This is a genomic window from Gracilibacillus pellucidus (assembly GCF_033949965.1).
Taxonomy (GTDB): domain Bacteria; phylum Bacillota; class Bacilli; order Bacillales; family Amphibacillaceae; genus Gracilibacillus; species Gracilibacillus pellucidus.
In genome coordinates this window covers 124,302-140,476 of record NZ_JAWZSR010000007.1, presented here as the reverse complement: position 1 = coordinate 140,476, position 16,175 = coordinate 124,302, and the positions used below count along the sequence as shown (strand labels likewise).

Annotated in this window: 16 protein-coding genes; 9 read left to right on the top strand and 7 right to left on the bottom strand. The window is 36.7% G+C overall.

Annotated elements, in window-relative coordinates; all coding sequences use genetic code 11:
• Positions 1–85: 85 nt before the first annotated feature.
• Complete coding sequence (fabI, locus tag SH601_RS12805; RefSeq protein WP_319958718.1) at positions 86–865, bottom strand: enoyl-ACP reductase FabI; 780 nt, start codon at positions 863–865, stop codon at positions 86–88.
• A 178-nt stretch (positions 866–1,043) separates the two neighbouring features.
• Between fabI and SH601_RS12800 the strand changes: the two genes are divergently transcribed.
• Positions 1,044–1,268: a hypothetical protein gene (locus tag SH601_RS12800; RefSeq protein WP_319958717.1), complete on the top strand. Its 225-nt coding sequence runs from the start codon at positions 1,044–1,046 to the stop codon at positions 1,266–1,268.
• Between the two features lie 110 nt (positions 1,269–1,378).
• Positions 1,379–2,749, top strand: a complete 1,371-nt coding sequence (locus tag SH601_RS12795) for an alanine/glycine:cation symporter family protein (RefSeq protein WP_319958715.1) — start codon at positions 1,379–1,381, stop codon at positions 2,747–2,749.
• Between the two features lie 575 nt (positions 2,750–3,324).
• Here the strand turns inward: SH601_RS12795 and SH601_RS12790 are convergent.
• From SH601_RS12790 to SH601_RS12775, 4 genes are all read right to left on the bottom strand, one after another.
• On the bottom strand, positions 3,325–4,788 hold the full coding sequence (locus tag SH601_RS12790; RefSeq protein WP_319958714.1) for a protein adenylyltransferase SelO: 1,464 nt from the start codon (positions 4,786–4,788) through the stop codon (positions 3,325–3,327).
• Between the two features lie 122 nt (positions 4,789–4,910).
• Entirely contained in the window at positions 4,911–5,897 is a 987-nt protein-coding gene (locus SH601_RS12785; RefSeq protein ID WP_319958713.1) for a GNAT family N-acetyltransferase, read from the bottom strand.
• Between the two features lie 44 nt (positions 5,898–5,941).
• Complete coding sequence (locus SH601_RS12780; RefSeq protein ID WP_319958712.1) at positions 5,942–6,580, bottom strand: hypothetical protein; 639 nt, start codon at positions 6,578–6,580, stop codon at positions 5,942–5,944.
• A 373-nt stretch (positions 6,581–6,953) separates the two neighbouring features.
• Complete coding sequence (locus SH601_RS12775; protein ID WP_319958710.1) at positions 6,954–7,298, bottom strand: ASCH domain-containing protein; 345 nt, start codon at positions 7,296–7,298, stop codon at positions 6,954–6,956.
• 431 nt (positions 7,299–7,729) lie between these two features.
• On the opposite strand from SH601_RS12775, the gene SH601_RS12770 reads away from it, so the two are divergent.
• Positions 7,730–9,190: a hypothetical protein gene (locus SH601_RS12770; RefSeq protein WP_319958709.1), complete on the top strand. Its 1,461-nt coding sequence runs from the start codon at positions 7,730–7,732 to the stop codon at positions 9,188–9,190.
• A 57-nt stretch (positions 9,191–9,247) separates the two neighbouring features.
• Positions 9,248–9,853 (top strand): alpha/beta fold hydrolase, encoded by a 606-nt coding sequence (locus tag SH601_RS12765; RefSeq protein ID WP_319958708.1) that lies wholly within the window; start codon positions 9,248–9,250, stop codon positions 9,851–9,853.
• 48 nt (positions 9,854–9,901) lie between these two features.
• Here SH601_RS12765 and SH601_RS12760 read toward each other — a convergent pair whose 3' ends face one another.
• Positions 9,902–10,444, bottom strand: coding sequence for a GNAT family N-acetyltransferase (locus SH601_RS12760; protein ID WP_319958771.1), 543 nt, complete (start codon positions 10,442–10,444; stop codon positions 9,902–9,904).
• A 125-nt stretch (positions 10,445–10,569) separates the two neighbouring features.
• On the opposite strand from SH601_RS12760, the gene SH601_RS12755 reads away from it, so the two are divergent.
• From SH601_RS12755 to SH601_RS12735, 5 genes are all read left to right on the top strand, one after another.
• Positions 10,570–11,004, top strand: coding sequence for a MarR family winged helix-turn-helix transcriptional regulator (locus SH601_RS12755; RefSeq protein ID WP_319958707.1), 435 nt, complete (start codon positions 10,570–10,572; stop codon positions 11,002–11,004).
• Positions 11,005–11,103: 99 nt separating this feature from the next.
• Positions 11,104–12,042, top strand: a complete 939-nt coding sequence (locus tag SH601_RS12750; protein WP_319958706.1) for a ring-cleaving dioxygenase — start codon at positions 11,104–11,106, stop codon at positions 12,040–12,042.
• A 22-nt stretch (positions 12,043–12,064) separates the two neighbouring features.
• Positions 12,065–13,015 (top strand): ring-cleaving dioxygenase, encoded by a 951-nt coding sequence (locus tag SH601_RS12745; protein WP_319958705.1) that lies wholly within the window; start codon positions 12,065–12,067, stop codon positions 13,013–13,015.
• Positions 13,012–13,614 (top strand): alpha/beta hydrolase, encoded by a 603-nt coding sequence (locus SH601_RS12740; RefSeq protein ID WP_319958704.1) that lies wholly within the window; start codon positions 13,012–13,014, stop codon positions 13,612–13,614. Before SH601_RS12745 ends, SH601_RS12740 begins: the two co-directional genes overlap by 4 nt.
• A gap of 316 nt (positions 13,615–13,930) precedes the next feature.
• Positions 13,931–15,103, top strand: coding sequence for a pyridoxal phosphate-dependent aminotransferase (locus SH601_RS12735; RefSeq protein WP_319958703.1), 1,173 nt, complete (start codon positions 13,931–13,933; stop codon positions 15,101–15,103).
• Between the two features lie 46 nt (positions 15,104–15,149).
• On the opposite strand, the gene SH601_RS12730 is transcribed toward SH601_RS12735, so the two are convergent.
• Entirely contained in the window at positions 15,150–16,079 is a 930-nt protein-coding gene (locus SH601_RS12730) for a glycoside hydrolase family 43 protein (protein ID WP_319958702.1), read from the bottom strand.
• Between the last annotated feature and the right edge of the window lie 96 nt (positions 16,080–16,175).

Below are 16,175 nucleotides of genomic sequence, written 5' to 3'. Positions count from 1 at the left end.
TTTATTTCAATTAAATTTTATAGCCACTTTCCTATTATGTAAACCAAAAGCCAAACAAACCACTCGGTCTGTTTGGCTTTTTCAATTATCCTAAAATGTTATAACCAGAGTCAACGTAAACAATTTCACCTGTTACACCTCTGGATAGGTTACTAAGCATTGCTAGTGACATGTCACCAACTTCTGCTTGAGTCACATTACGTTTTAATGGTGATTCTTCTTCGATTTTGTGTAAAATTTCATTGAATGATGGAACACCTTTTGCTGCTAATGTTTTGATTGCACCTGCAGAAATAGCATTCACACGAATATTATCTTGTCCTAAGTCCATTGCTAAATATTTAACAGTAGACTCTAATGCAGCTTTTGCAACACCCATCACATTATAGCCTGGCACGACACGCTCCGCACCTAAGTAGCTCATTGCTAAGAATGATCCACCTTCTGTCATGAATGGTTTCGCCTCGCGAGCAACAGCGATTAAACTATATGCACTAGTATCTTGTGCAAATGCGTACCCTTCACGAGATGTTTCGACAAAGCTATTATTCAAATCTTCACCATGAGCGAATGCGATAGAATGTACGACACTATGAATCGTACCAACTTCTGTACCGATTTTGCTAAATGCTTCTTTAATGCTATCGTCGTCGTTCACATCACAAGAAAGTACTAGTTTTGCTTCTAGTTCTGTTTTTTCTAGCATTTTTGTTAATTTCGTTAATGAACGTTCTTTACGATATGTAAAGATTAAATTTGCACCTGCTTGATGTAGCGATTTTGCCACTCCCCATGCTAGGCTTCGTTCATTTGCAACACCCATTATTACGACATTTTTACCTTCAAGTTTTAATAAATCTTCCATAATGCCCTCCTAATAATACCTTAATATAAGCTATTAGTACCTACTGCTAATTTATTTTTACTATAACATATTTTTGCGGAAATAAAAATAATTCCTAAGTATCAAGCCTGCTTACCACTTCTATGTATAATCCTCATCATCTGGAACAAATTAAGTAAAAAAAGATAGGTGATTACTGATGATGATAACATTAATTATTCTTTGTATTATTATAGCGTTGATTGGACTTTTTTACACGTTAAAAGTCGGGAAAAAAATGAATCAGCAAAAAAGCGACTATGACACTGATAATGAAACAGTATCCAACCACCCGATATTAATTAATCCCATTTTTCTCACCTATATTTTCGGGTTTGGCGGATTAATTCTGTTTATTATTTATCTAAGCTCTAAATACTATTAAATCAACCGTCCTAAGCTTGTTTCTGTCAAATAGATTATCACACTTGTTGACATTCTTGTTCTTTTATAAGAATATTCTAGATACAAAAAGATGAACAGGAGGGAAACGAGATGGGTTGGCTATCAACGTTTAATGAGCGAGGAGCAGCATTTTTTGATACTGTTGGTGGCTGGATTTGGGGACCGCCACTACTCGTGTTACTAGTTGGAACAGGGTTATACTTAACGTTTCGTCTAGTATTTTTACAATTTAGATTACTCCCTTACGCACTAAAACAAGTTTTTAGTAAAAACCAGGATAAAGATTCTAAAGGGGATATTAGTCACTATCAAGCTTTGACAACCGCGATGGCCGCGACAATTGGTACGGGTAATATCGCTGGTGTGGCTACAGCGGTTGTTGCTGGTGGACCTGGTGCTGTATTTTGGATGTGGATTACAGCATTAGTTGGGATGGCAACTAAATATTCAGAAGCACTATTAGCTGTTAGGTTCCGTGTGGAAAATGATAAAGGCGAAATGTCTGGTGGACCTATGTATTATTTAGAACGTGGATTAAAAAATAAATCCATCGGAAAATTTTTAGGTGTGCTATTTGCTATTTTTGCGACAATGGCCTCCTTCGGGATTGGAAACATGGTTCAATCCAACACCGCAGCTTCTTCTTTACAAGAATCCTTTTCCATTAGCCCTTTTGTAACAGGGATAGTCTTTACTGTTTTAGCCGCATTAGTAATTCTTGGTGGTATAAAGAGTATTGGAAAAGTAACAGCTTTCTTTGTACCTATCATGGGAGCTTTCTATATCTTAGGTGGACTTCTTTTAATTGTCTTAAATATTGATTTAGTTCCTAGTGCTATTCGTTTTATTTTTGAAGATGCATTTACAGGAAGTGCAGTTGGTGGCGGATTACTTGGGACTGTTATTCGTTATGGTGTTGCACGTGGTGTATTTTCCAATGAAGCAGGTCTTGGTTCTGCACCGATTGCAGCAGCTGCAGCTCGAACAGACTATCCGGCAAGGCAAGCGTTAGTTTCAATGACACAAGTTTTCTTTGATACGATTATTGTTTGTTCCATCACAGGTATTGCTATCGTTATGGCAGGCCAATGGGATGCAGGTCTAGACGGCTCTGCATTAACAAGTGCAGCATTTAGTCAGTTCTTAGGTACAGGTGGTTCCTATATTGTGACATTTGGTATTTTATTCTTTACCTTCTCTACGATTCTCGGCTGGTCGTATTACGGAGAAAAATCGATTCATTACCTTGCTGGAGCAACAGGTGTGAAAATTTATCGCTATATATTTATCGCATTCATCTTCGTCGGTGCCGTTGTTTCACTCGATGTAGTGTTTAATTTCTCTGATGTAATGAACGGCTTAATGGCCTTTCCAAACTTAATCGGTGTTTTAGCACTATCTGGTATAGTGGTTGCTGAGACGAATAAGTTTTTGAAAATCAAACGACAAGAAAAGAAATAGTCAAGAATCCGGGCCTTTCGCAGGTTCGGATTTTTTATTACTTATTAAATAACTGATACCAACTACGCCACCAATCTCTTTTATTGTATAATGACGATTAGATATCCACTCTGAATACATCAACGTCTGGGGTATCAGACCAAAAAGTAGGATTTTGCGATGAAATTGTCAATGCCATATACCTCTGTTTATTCTGACAGCCCCATTTAGAAAACACTTTATTTATTGAATCAGACTACAGATTTTGGGCTACCATAAATGATAGTGAGTTTACCTACAATATTTTATTGATGTGCGCTTCATTTTTGTTCATAAATGTGTTTATCTACAATTTCCTCTTGATACTCGCTTCGTTTTGTTCATAAATGAATTTATCTACAATTTCCTCTTGATACCCGCTTCGTTTTTGTTCATAAATGTGTTTATCTACAATTTCCTCTTGATACTCGCTTCGTTTTGTTCATAAATGAATTTATCTACAATTTCCTCTTGATACTCGCTTCGTTTTTGTTCATAAATCTACATTTCCCTCTAGTGTTTATCCTTAACAAAAAAGACTGCTAAAGAGCAGTCTTTCACGTTCCACAAAATGTTTGGAATGGTCTATCTGGTGTTGGTGGTAACACCGCAAATTCTTCTTGGTTTTCTGTATAAGCATATGGATTTGCTAATGCATCCAGTAATTTTTCCAATAAGCTGTAATCATGATGACTTACCGCTTTTTCTAAAGCGTCTTCTACTAAATAGTTTCTTGGTATAATGGAAGGATTATTGGCTTTCATTAATTGTTGCGCTTGTTCGATTGTTTCTTCTTGGTCAGCTAATCGTGCTTGCCATTTCACGTGCCATTTCTTAAACATATTTGATTGGAATAGTCTAATATCGGTATCGAATTGACCTAATGTTAGAGAGCGGAATGTATTCGTGTAATCTGCTTTATGCTGTTCCATTAAGTCTAACAAACGATAAATCAATTCCAAATCTTCTTCATTTTCACCAAACATACCTAATTTCTTACGCATACCGGACAGCCATGCCTCTTCATAAATATCTAGGTATTCTTGTAGAGCTTGTTTTGCTCCTGCTAGTGCCTTTTGTGTATCATGATCGATTAATGGCAATATTGCTTCAGCAAAACGAGTTAAGTCCCATCCACCGATATCAGGTTGATTACCATAAGCATAACGCCCTTGACGATCAATAGAACTAAAAACCGTACTCTTGTCATAAGTGTCCATAAATGCGCATGGTCCATAATCAATGGTTTCCCCACTAATTGTCACATTATCCGTGTTCATCACACCATGGATAAAGCCAACTAACTGCCATTTAGCAATTAATTGTGCTTGATTTTTGATGACGGCTTTGAAGAATGCTAAATATTTTTGTTCCTCTTCTTTTACTTCGGGATAATGGCGATCAATTGCATAATCCGCTAACTTTTTCAGATCTTCTTGTTCTCCCCATTGCCGAGCATATTGGAATGTACCGACACGAAGATGACTACTAGCAACTCTTGTTAAAATCGCACCTGGAAATTCTACTTCGCGTTCAACAGATTCTCCAGTTGATACTACAGCTAAGCTTCTATTCGTTGGAATCTTAAGCCCATGCATTGCTTCACTTATCAAATATTCACGAAGCATTGGGCCTAACGCTGCTCGTCCATCTCCTCCACGGGAATATGGCGTTTTTCCTGAACCTTTTAACTGAATATCATGTCTTTCTCCAGCTTGATCGATATGCTCACCAAGTAAAATCGCTCGTCCATCACCTAGCATCGTAAAATTACCGAACTGATGCCCTGCATATGCTTGTGCAATCGGAAGTGCTCCCGACGGTAGGCGATTTCCGGAAAAAAGATCTGCACTATCCTTTAATATAGATGCATCTATACCTAACTCTTTCGCTAAATCATGATTAAACAACACGACTTTTGGATCGGCTACAGCTGTAGGCTGCACACGCGAATAAAAAATGCCCGGTAAGCGTTGATAACTATTGTCAAAATTCCATCCTTCATTGCTTGTAATTGTCATACGTTCTCCTTTCGTGAGACAAAAAGACATCTCCTCTAATATCTCTAGCATAACATAGGAGCTTTAGTATTAATATTAGTTAAATTGGAGCTATATATTCATGAAGGTTGCTGCCACTTTCGTTAATCAATCCATCCACGTTCTCTACCATAAGCTAAAAGTGCTTCATATGGATCTTCACCTGCTAAATGTAAAACGTTACAAAAAGCCTGCTCTGTTTTCAGTCCTTGTTGCTTCAGTAAGACAATATCCTTTTTCAGCTCGGGCATCTCTTGCAAAATATTATACTCAATTAGCATATGTAAGTAAGCATATTGTTTCGTTACAGGTTGTGATTGGGCAAATAGTTCAAACTCAAACCCTTGATAAAAGAAGTTTGCCTTTACTACATGATTTCCTCTTATTTTCGTTGATTTCAATGTGAAACTATCTAAGTGACGATATAGCGATAGAAGGCGCTGTTCAAACCGTTCGAGATTATTTACTTCCATAACAATATCCAAATCTGAATCAGCTGTCGCAATATCTATCGGAATTGTTCCACACAATGTTGGATTATGCGCTTTGAAATCATCCATAACTCCTAATTTTTTGATAGCTACATATGCTTTTTGTTGTGTAATAGTACCTTTTCTCAAATAGCTCATGTTCTCTTCTATTAAGTCTTGCGTTAAGCGCATCATATCACGGCATTGGATACCATTTTCGATAATCACTTCATCATAATGTTTCACAAAAAAGTCTTTATCGATTTCTGTTATTTCAAAACCACACTTTTGATAAAGTGCTAACTGATCAATACTTGAGTTACCTGTACCTACTTCAATGGATTTATACCCATTTTGTTTAGCCGATTGGATAGCGTGTAACACTAATTGTTTGCCGCTCCCTTTTCCTTGATGAGATTCTGCTACCACTACATTGACAAGTTCTATCGTCTGTACACTTATCGGAAGTAAAATATAGACACCTACCACTGTATTTTCTAGTTCCGCAATATAGCACGTTCCCTTTGATAGGTATTCTTCAACAAGAGAAGTCGATGGATCTGCTAATAATAATAAATCCATTGGTGCATGTTCATCTTCTGTTAATTTTCTTATTTTCATGTTTTTTCACCTACACATTAGAATGCAGTAAGTATATCACAAAATCACCGTATTTTAACATCTGTTGCTACCAAACTTATCATTAATAACAACTCCATACCATTAATAAAAGCTGTACTTTCTATATTAAATGGAATTACACTTCCAATTGCCATAATAAGTGTTCCGAGCAACATCCACTTCCATTTTGCTATACGATACAGCAGAAAACCTGTCAATAATAGAATACTACTAATCGCGATAATCATAACAGCTGCCCCACCCGGTTCTCTAACTGGAACATAATGAAGAATACCATATTCCGCTAGTGGCTTTAACTCTATATGTAAAACAACAGCTATCACTTCGATAAGTATTAAGATACATGTTAATAAAATCGCGATACACCAAGCTATATTACTACTCCACTTTTTGCTCCCTACTCTTTGCAATAAACCTAAACAAAAGAGAATAAGTGTTGGCGTAATAATCGCATGAATCCAATATCTGCCCATATGTAGTTGTTCTAACAAGTTTCCTTCTCCAATATAGTTTCCCAATGCAATGACAGCATTATCAATGATTAATCCTACAATCACAACATATAGAAAACTAGTGAGACGCAGTTCTCTTTGTTTGATCAAACCCGTCAAAAGTAATATTACATACATGAGAGTAAACAAGACATAAAAATAATAATCCATTACTTTGCTCCTTCTCCTGTTAGTAATGGATAGTCTGCCCACTTCCTTTTTATTTCATTAATTTTGTACAACAAAAAAAGAGAATCCTTTAAGGAGTCTCTTCATGTTTTGATGGGTTAATGAACTCGTTAAGCACAAAAACTGCAATGACTGCCATAATAGTGCCGTAAATATAATGGCCACTAGTGAAATTAATGATTGATACGACAATTGATAAAATCAGTGAACACAAAAGAGCTATCTTGTTCATCATATCCATCCTTTTTATTTTATATTACCTAAATTATACCATAAAATCTTTTCTATAACATCAAACGAAAGGCTGATACTACAAAAAAAAGACTCCAAATAAATCGGAGTCTTTCCCACAAATCTATTCTACAGCACTAAATTCATGTACCCATACTTCCATTTTAGGTAACCACGGCATACCTGGATGAATGGATAAGATTGCTTCTTTATATGCTTCTAAGCTTTCATATCCTTCTCTAATCGCATCCTCATCTGTTAATTCACCAAGCTTTTGGCTGTATACATTATCTATTTTGAATTTTTTATCTTGTAATTCCATTATTTCACCGATATCTGCATAACGACCATTACGTCTAGTTGCTGTTTTCTCACCTTTGAGGACTTTCTCTACGTCCTCTTGAATAGTTACCAAACGGTCAACACTGCAGGTTTTCGGTGGTAATGGTTGGTTACTTTGTTTCGTCATTATCTAACACCTTACCTTTCCTTTTTCTATTATATCTTCAAACAGAGTTTGCGACAATTCTCTTACCTTTTTTTAAAGACTATATAGTATGAATAAGACTTTATCACTAACTAAAAGCAGTACATACGAACCATCACAAACCTTTCCATATATGGATAAGAAACAATATAACAGGTAAAAAGATTCAAAAATCCTTTTACCCGTTGCATGCTCTACCATTATATGTATATACTGTTTTTGGCCGGCCGATTATTAATTACCACAAAAGGTAGAAAATAGGATGACGAATAATGTCTTATAGACTACTAATATAGGAGAATCGGACTTTAATCATATAATAACATACAGCAAAACGAAATAAAGTTGGGTACTCTACTTATTTATGAACTTTTTATGAAAACAATAACAAATCTATAAAAGGTGGTATAGTAGTGAAGAAAAGTTTTGATTACAAGAAAAAAATGAATAAAAATAGAAGCAATGTCACTAAACGTGTCGCTGGATTAACATTAGCAGTTTCTATTGGTGTTGCCATTCCTGTCGCTCCTGCTACTTTAAGCTCAGCAGATCCTCTTGGGTTAACTAATTCTGTAGTTGTTAATGCTGCTGAGGTAACTGATTTACTTGATCATCATGATGTGTTAACAAGCACATATGCAGGTGATTCAACCGATCAATCATATTCAAACTATACATTGCGGAATACTGCTAATCCTACAGTAGCAATTAATTTAGATACGGATTATATCTACACGGTTAAGTTTCCAGATGAACTCGCATATTTGTTAAATAATGACCAAATAGTAGATACAATCAAAAACCAATTCGACTTTTCAGGAAAAGTCGTTGGTAATGATGGTGAGCCAGAGAGCTTCACTTCAAACAATTATGATCCCGCTCCATATGTTACTATTAATCATGCAACCAACAGTGTGGAATTTAATATAACAGAATTCCATAAAGGGTATAATCTAACTCCATATACCGAAAAAAGACCATATACAGATGTGTATGAAACATACATGTTTAGAATGCTTATGACCACAGATTATCAAGAGATCGCTCAAGGAGATTACATATTTCACATAGGCTTGACAGAAGGTTCCGTTGATCTAGATGCAGTATCAAATGCACGTGTTGAAACTTTAACAGTTGAAAGCGGACCAGTTAATACACCAGAGGATCCGGTTGATAATGAGAACCAAGATACAAATGAAGATCCTGATAATGAAACTGACCAAGAGCTTGATCTGGATTCAGACAATGACGACAACCTTGATTCTAACGAGGACTCTGATAATGAGACTGATCAAGAGCTTGATGAAGATTCAGATGATGACGACAATCTAGATTCTAACGAGGACTCTGATAATGAGACTGAACAAGAGCTTGATGAGGATTCAGATAATGACAACAACCTAGATTCTAATGATGACTCTGACAACGAGACTGATCAAGGCCTTGATGGGGATTCAGATAATGACGACAACCTTGATTCTAACGATGACTCTGATAACGAGACTGATCAAGGGCTTGATGAGGATTCGGATAATGACGACAACCTTGATTCTAATGATGACTCTGACAACGAGACTGATCAAGGACTTGATGGGGATTCAGATAATGACAACAACCTAGATTCTAATGATGACTCTGACAACGAGACTGATCAAGGACTTGATGGGGATTCAGATAATGACGACAACCTTGATTCTAACGATGACTCTGATAACGAGACTGATCAAGGGCTTGATGAGGATTCGGATAATGACGACGAGAATAAACTCCCTGATACAGCTACAAGTACATGGAAATATGGCATGGCAGGTGCTATCGCTTTATTATGTGGTATTGCAACACAGATTATAGGGCGTTTTAAACGTACAGAATAGATAACTGCACTCAGTAGGAGTTTTACGAACATTTACACCGTTATAAAGGAGGATATTATGAAATCTATTAAACACTCATTATTAGGTATTATCATACTTGCATTATTGTTTTTTGGTATTCCAATCACATCTGCTGCACAGGAATCTGACATTGATTTTGACAAACCAGTTGTCTTAGTTCACGGTATTGGTGGTTCATCTACTAATTTTTATAGTATTGAAAGAAAACTAAGAAGTGTAGGTTATAGCCGAAGTGATCTATTTGCTATTAACTTTACCGATCGATCAGGTAATAATTATCGTAACTCACGTCAATTAAGAGATTATATCGATGATGTGCTTAGAAGAACTGGTGCTGATCAAGTAAATATCATTGCACATAGCATGGGTGGTTCTAATACATTACGTTATTTAACTCAGCTTGGTGGCGTAAGTAAAGTAGATAAAGTCATTACACTCGGTGGTGCTAACCGTTTAGGTGCAACTTCTGTTCCTTCTGGTGTAGATTTCACCTCTATTTATAGTAGTTCAGATCTCATTGTATCTACTAGTCTATCTAGAATTAGTGGTGCAAACAATATTCATGTTTACGGTGTATCCCACCTCGGCCTATTAACAAATAGCCGTGTACAAAACTTAATTGTAGAAAACTTAAAAAATTAACCATAGTTAAAAGCCGCTTGGTGAGATTACCAAGTGGCTTTCTTTTATCTATTCAGACCATTCACTTGCTAGCACACCATACACCACATGATCAACAAAATGATCATATATGTATTCAGCACTTCTAATATGTCCTTCCTCGACAAATCCTAATCGCTCTGGAATATTTCTACTTTTCTGATTTCCCACTGCTGCTCTAATCTCCACTTTATTTAATTGTAGTTCTTTCAATGCATAGTCTGTTAACGCTTTTGCTACTCTTGCCATAACACCATTACCTTGATAATCTTCTCCAAGCCAATAACCAATATAAGCAATTTTATTCGTCCAATCGATACTATTGAACCCTGCTACTCCAACTATTGCACCTTTGTATAAAACAACCGTATTTAAACTCTTATTATCTGCATAGCCTCTGATACATGAATCGATAAACGCTTTTGTGTCTTCAACTTTAACTGTTCCATCAACGAAGTTTAACCATTCTCGCAAATACTCTCTCGAATGATTGATTAATTCAAACACTCTGTCTGCATCACGCAATTCAATTAATCGTAAAGATAATTCCTCATCTATCTGATGGACAAATATATTATTCCTCCTCAATGGTAAATTGAGAATATTCTACCAAAAAATAAACGAACAATCTATACTATTGACAAAATTTATATATTTTTATATAATTATCTCGAATTCGAGATAAAAGGACTGATTAAATGAACAACGAAGATTTATCATTAAAACTTTTTGTTGTTTTAACACGCGCACTTTCTTCTATTAGAAAACGTGCAGAAGAAGATATAAAAGAACTTGGGTTAAATCCTACTGAATTTGCTGTACTTGAATTTATTTATAGTAAAGGCGAACAGTCTATCCAAAAGATTGGACAAAAAGTATTAATCGCTAGCAGTAGCATTACTTATGTTGTCGATAAGCTAGAGAAAAAACAATTAATTAAAAGAAAACCTTGTCCAACCGATCGACGTATAACTTTTGTCGCATTAACAGACGAGGGACAAGCAATAATGGATGAGTTATTCCCTCAACACAAAGAATCTTTAACAAAAATATTCGAGGGATTAGATCGTGAAGAAAAACAAGTAATGATTGAACAACTAAAAAAATTAGGCTATCACGCTGAGAAAAAGTAATTTTTTTAGCCAGATATCTCGAATTCGTAATAATTATATTTCACTTAAATTAAATAGGTAATAGTAAACAATAGATAACTAATTGAGGAGTGAACCACTATGACAAAACAAACAGCTGGTATTCACCATATTACCGCAATCGTCGGACATCCACAGGAAAATGTTGATTTTTATGCAGAGGTATTAGGCTTACGTCTAGTAAAGAAAACAGTAAACTTTGATGATCCTGGAACCTATCATTTATACTTTGGGGATGATGGAGGTAAACCTGGCACAATCATCACCTTTTTCCCTTGGGCAAATGCTCGTCAAGGTAAAATTGGTGATGGACAAGTCGGCGTAACTTCTTACGTAATCCCTGAAGGTGCGATGGCATTTTGGGAGGAACGCTTAGATCAAATGGATATCCCTTATACAAAAATGAAACGATTTAACGAAGACATCCTTGCATTAAGAGATCCACACGGTCTTCATATCGAATTAGTTGCACGTGCAGAAGGCGATCCAAACAATTGGACATTCGAAGATATTACACCAGAAGTTGCAATTAAAGGATTTGGCGGAGCAACACTTTATTCTTCTCAGCCTGAAAAAACAGCAGCACTATTAGAAAATGTTTTAGGATTAGAACTTGTTGGTACCGAAGGTGATTTCCAACGTTTCCGTGCACCAGCAGCGATCGGAAACATCATCGATTTAAAAACCGTAGCAACTGGACGTGGTGATATGGGTGTTGGTACTGTTCACCATATCGCTTGGCGCGCAGAGGATGATGAAGATCAACTGGATTGGCAACAATATGTAGCAGATAATGGCTACCGTGTAACTCCTGTACAAGACAGAAATTATTTTAATGCCATTTACTTTAGAGAGCACGGCGAAATCTTATTTGAAATCGCAACAGACCCACCAGGATTTGCTTACGATGAATCATATGAGACAATGGGAGAGAAATTGATGCTACCCGAGCAATATGAAGGATTACGTAGCAAACTTAATGAACATTTAATACCTATTACCATCCAACAAGATCGTTAACTATTAGTCAGGAGGTCGTCATATGTTAAGCACAACCGGCATTCATCACATCACTGCAATGGTCAATGATGCACAAAGAACGATTGATTTTTATGCAAGTGTTCTTGGATTACGTCTAGTCAAAAAAACGATTAACTTCGATCGTCCCGAAGTGTATCATTTATACTTCGGCAATGAGACAGGTGACCCTGGAACAGTCATTACCTTCTTCCCTTGGCCCAAACAACTAAAAGGAAGAATCGGAACGGGACAAGTTGGTGTAACTAGCTATGCTATACCAGAAGATGCGTTAGCTTTCTGGCAAAACCGACTAAAAACTTTTCAAATTGAGTATCAAACAGCTACCCGTTTTGGTGAACAATATGTACAATTCGAGGATCCGGATGGATTACTAATCGAACTCGTGGAACGCAAAAACGGGAAGCTTAGCACTTGGGAATTCGGTGGTATCACTAAAGATGTTGCCATCAAAGGCTTTGCTGGTGCTATTTTATACTCTGCACAACCAAATGAAACAGCATATGTATTAGAAGATATATTAGGATTACAAACTGTTGGGCAGGAAGATGAGTTTTTACGTTTTGCTACAGATGAAAGTACTAATCAGATGATTGATATTAAATTGACTGCTTCTGTAAGAGGATTAATGGGTGCTGGTACGGTTCATCACATTGCATGGCGAGCAAAGGATGAACAAGAACATCAAAGATGGCGAGAATTACTGACTGATAAAGGATTCCATCCAACAGAATTTAAAGATCGCAACTATTTTCAAGCAATTTATGTCCAAGAAAAAGGTGGGATTCTCTTCGAAATCGCGACTGATGAGCCAGGGTTCACTGTTGACGAAGAACTAGAACACCTTGGTGAACAATTACAATTACCTGAATGGCTAGAAGCGAAACGAGAAGAACTCGAAGAACTTGTACCAACTATTGAGGTACGTACATTAGAGGAGGAGGAGCAATCATGAAACACATTTTTAATAAAGGAAAAGATGCTAGTAAACCAACATTTTTATTACTACATGGTACTGGTGGTACTGAATTAGATTTATTGCCAATTGCTGGCCAAATCGATGATCAGGCAAATGTATTAAGTGTACGAGGAAATGTGTCCGAGAACGGCATGCCACGCTTCTTTAAGAGACTTGCAGAAGGTGTGTTTGACGAGGAAGATTTAATCTTTAGAACGAAAGAATTACATGACTTTTTAGATGAAGCTGCTGAAAAATATGAGTTTGACCGCAACAATATTATTGCCATCGGATATTCTAACGGAGCAAATATCGCAGCGAGCTTAATGTTCCACTATCAAGACTCTTTAAAAGGCGGTATCTTGCACCATCCAATGGTACCGAGAAGAGGAATTGAACTACCTGATCTAACAGGAAAAAACGTCTTTATTACTGCAGGTACAAACGATCCGATTTGTCCGGCATCTGAAACAGAAGATTTACAGGCATTACTTCAATCAGCAGGAGCCGATGTTACCGTTCATTGGGAACAAAATGGACACCAACTAACATTTACTGAAGTTGCAGCGGCAAAAGAATGGTTGGCAACAAAATAGCATTTTTCCATTATTAAAATAACAGAAAACCACGTCTATGAGCATGTCTTCAATAGGCGTGGTTTTTCTACCAGTTACACCGATATCTACATCTACTTTGTCTTCTCCACCACATACTGCTAAAATAAGCCTTATAACTGCATTGATAAAGTGAGACTTCAATCCGAAACCTGGTTCCACACTTAGCTTCCTTGTTTTACGGACATTTGTACCGAAATCAACGAAGAAAAAGTGGATTTACTAAGTAGAGGACGCAACAAACTCAACAGATGCGATTCATTACATCCTCGAGAATAGATAGATGGAGCGTGATAATATGCTAGAATTTGAACAATCCTGTACATTAAAAAGATTGCCTGAACAATTTTTCGCTAAGCTAGTTCAAACTACACAAGCATTAGTCAAACAAGGACATGATGTCATCAATCTTGGACAAGGTAACCCAGATTTACCGACACCTGACTTTATTGTAGAAGCATTACAAGAAGCTAGTGAACATCCAAAATTTCATAAGTATTCTCCATTTCAAGGCTATCCTTTCTTAAAGGAAGCAATAGCTGACTTTTATCAACGAGAATACCAAGTTGAGATTGACCCAGAGACAGAAGTCGCGATCATGTTTGGCTCTAAAACAGGACTTGTAGAGATTAGTCAATGTCTATTAAACCCAAAAGAAAAAGTACTCGTACCTGACCCCGGCTACCCAGATTATATGTCAGGCATAGCCTTAACAGATGCGCTCCCTATCCATATGCCGTTGAAAGAAGAAAATCAATTTTTGCCTGATTACAAACAAATAGCAGAAACAGACTTAGATGATGCAAAATTAATGTTTTTAAATTACCCAAATAATCCTACTGCTGCTACTGCAACAAAAGATTTCTTTGATCAAACAATCGATCTTGCGAAAAAACATCACATTTGTGTCGTACATGATTTTGCCTATGGTGCAATCGGATTCGAAGATAAAAAACCACAAAGCTTCCTCCAATCAGAAGAGGCAAAAGATGTCGGCATTGAGATGTATACTTTATCGAAGACATTCAATATGGCTGGCTGGCGTGTAGCTTTTGCCGTTGGTAATCCTTCGGTTATTAAAGCAATCGAATTAATTCAAGATCATTATTATGTCAGCATTTTTGGCGCCATTCAATCTGCCGCAAAAACCGCACTAGACAAAGGAAAGAGTGCCATACACGCATTGAATCATACATATAAAGAAAGAAGAGATACTTTTTTACAACAAGCTGAGAAGATTGGTTGGCAAGGTGGAACAGCGAGTGGCTCATTTTTTATTTGGATGCCTACACCAAAAGGATATACATCCGAAGCATTTGCTAATCTTTTACTAGAAAAAGCACATGTTGTCGTTGCCCCTGGTAATGGCTTTGGTCCAAGTGGAGAAGGCTATGTTCGAATTGGTTTACTAGGTGAACCTGAACGATTACGCGAAGCATGTGACAGAATTGGAAAATTGTCATTATTTTAATAGGTGTACGGTTGAGGATAGCGCACCCCAACCGTATACATCATTATTACACACTAGTTTTTCCATACGCATGCACTAAAGCATCGTATTCATCTACTGTAATCGGAAGCACACCACCATGCTTGGAGTGAACAGGAATATCCATGTCTTGTTCACTCTTTGTATACTGAGCACCAATCAAATCATCCGTAAAATAAGGGATATATCGCTTCTCCACTGCATAATGGTCAAGCAATAAACACCATCTATCCTCTCCTATTAATTTAAAACAAGCTGGTCCTTCCACTCCAACGATAGAAGATAAATTAGTCGTTAACGGCGTGAATTCTCCTAATAAATGATCAGAGACTTCTACGGTTATACTTTTTACCGTTTCATCCTTAGAAAATCGATAATAAAACCCATTTTCTTCTATAATCGTTGTATCAATCACATCATTATCACGTTCTATATATAATTTTGGCTTGGTAAAGCCCTGAAAATCAGTTGTTTTAGCATAATATATCTTTTGTTTATCTGCTCCATAATTTTCACGCGATGCCCAAAATACTAAAAAATCCTCTGCTTCTTGATCATAAATAGCTTCAGGTGCCCATACACACCCCGCTGTTTCTGTCCCTACCTTGACTAATCGTTGATCAGACCAATGAACAAGGTCTTCTGATTCCCAAACAGTGATATGCTGACTTCCTGACTTTTGTACTTCCTCCCAATCCTTGCGATAATACATCGATAAATCTGTGCCTATTAAGAAAAATTTGTTTTTTTTCGGTGAACGAATCAAAAATGGATCTCTCACACCACGCTCTCCTCTATTCGACCGTAATACAGGTTGCTTATTATTCAATGTTTCCCACTTGATTCCATCTTTACTTACGGAAAAATACACCTGTTCCAAATCTGGACTATTCTTGTCTTCATGAATAAAATGTACAAACAAATAGGCCTTATATTCACTTACTTCTCTTAGTTTCATGCTTATCATCCTTTTTAGTAAACGTTTTCAATTTGTCTTCTATTATCATAACATAGAATTTAGGAAGAAGAGAGGGGCCATTTTCAAGAGCCCCTC

Excerpts from the sequence above, each read along its gene's own strand:
- SH601_RS12730 (WP_319958702.1), bottom strand. The coding sequence starts at position 16,079 with ATGAAACTAAGAGAAGTAAGTGAATATAAGGCCTATTTGTTTGTACAT.
- SH601_RS12775 (WP_319958710.1), bottom strand. The coding sequence starts at position 7,298 with ATGACGAAACAAAGTAACCAACCATTACCACCGAAAACCTGCAGTGTT.
- SH601_RS12780 (WP_319958712.1), bottom strand. The coding sequence starts at position 6,580 with ATGGATTATTATTTTTATGTCTTGTTTACTCTCATGTATGTAATATTA.
- SH601_RS12745 (WP_319958705.1), top strand. The coding sequence starts at position 12,065 with ATGTTAAGCACAACCGGCATTCATCACATCACTGCAATGGTCAATGAT.
- SH601_RS12740 (WP_319958704.1), top strand. The coding sequence starts at position 13,012 with ATGAAACACATTTTTAATAAAGGAAAAGATGCTAGTAAACCAACATTT.
- SH601_RS12755 (WP_319958707.1), top strand. The coding sequence starts at position 10,570 with ATGAACAACGAAGATTTATCATTAAAACTTTTTGTTGTTTTAACACGC.
- SH601_RS12790 (WP_319958714.1), bottom strand. The coding sequence starts at position 4,788 with ATGACAATTACAAGCAATGAAGGATGGAATTTTGACAATAGTTATCAA.
- SH601_RS12765 (WP_319958708.1), top strand. The coding sequence starts at position 9,248 with ATGAAATCTATTAAACACTCATTATTAGGTATTATCATACTTGCATTA.
- SH601_RS12800 (WP_319958717.1), top strand. The coding sequence starts at position 1,044 with ATGATGATAACATTAATTATTCTTTGTATTATTATAGCGTTGATTGGA.
- SH601_RS12735 (WP_319958703.1), top strand. The coding sequence starts at position 13,931 with ATGCTAGAATTTGAACAATCCTGTACATTAAAAAGATTGCCTGAACAA.
- SH601_RS12785 (WP_319958713.1), bottom strand. The coding sequence starts at position 5,897 with ATGAAAATAAGAAAATTAACAGAAGATGAACATGCACCAATGGATTTA.
- SH601_RS12795 (WP_319958715.1), top strand. The coding sequence starts at position 1,379 with ATGGGTTGGCTATCAACGTTTAATGAGCGAGGAGCAGCATTTTTTGAT.
- SH601_RS12750 (WP_319958706.1), top strand. The coding sequence starts at position 11,104 with ATGACAAAACAAACAGCTGGTATTCACCATATTACCGCAATCGTCGGA.
- fabI (WP_319958718.1), bottom strand. The coding sequence starts at position 865 with ATGGAAGATTTATTAAAACTTGAAGGTAAAAATGTCGTAATAATGGGT.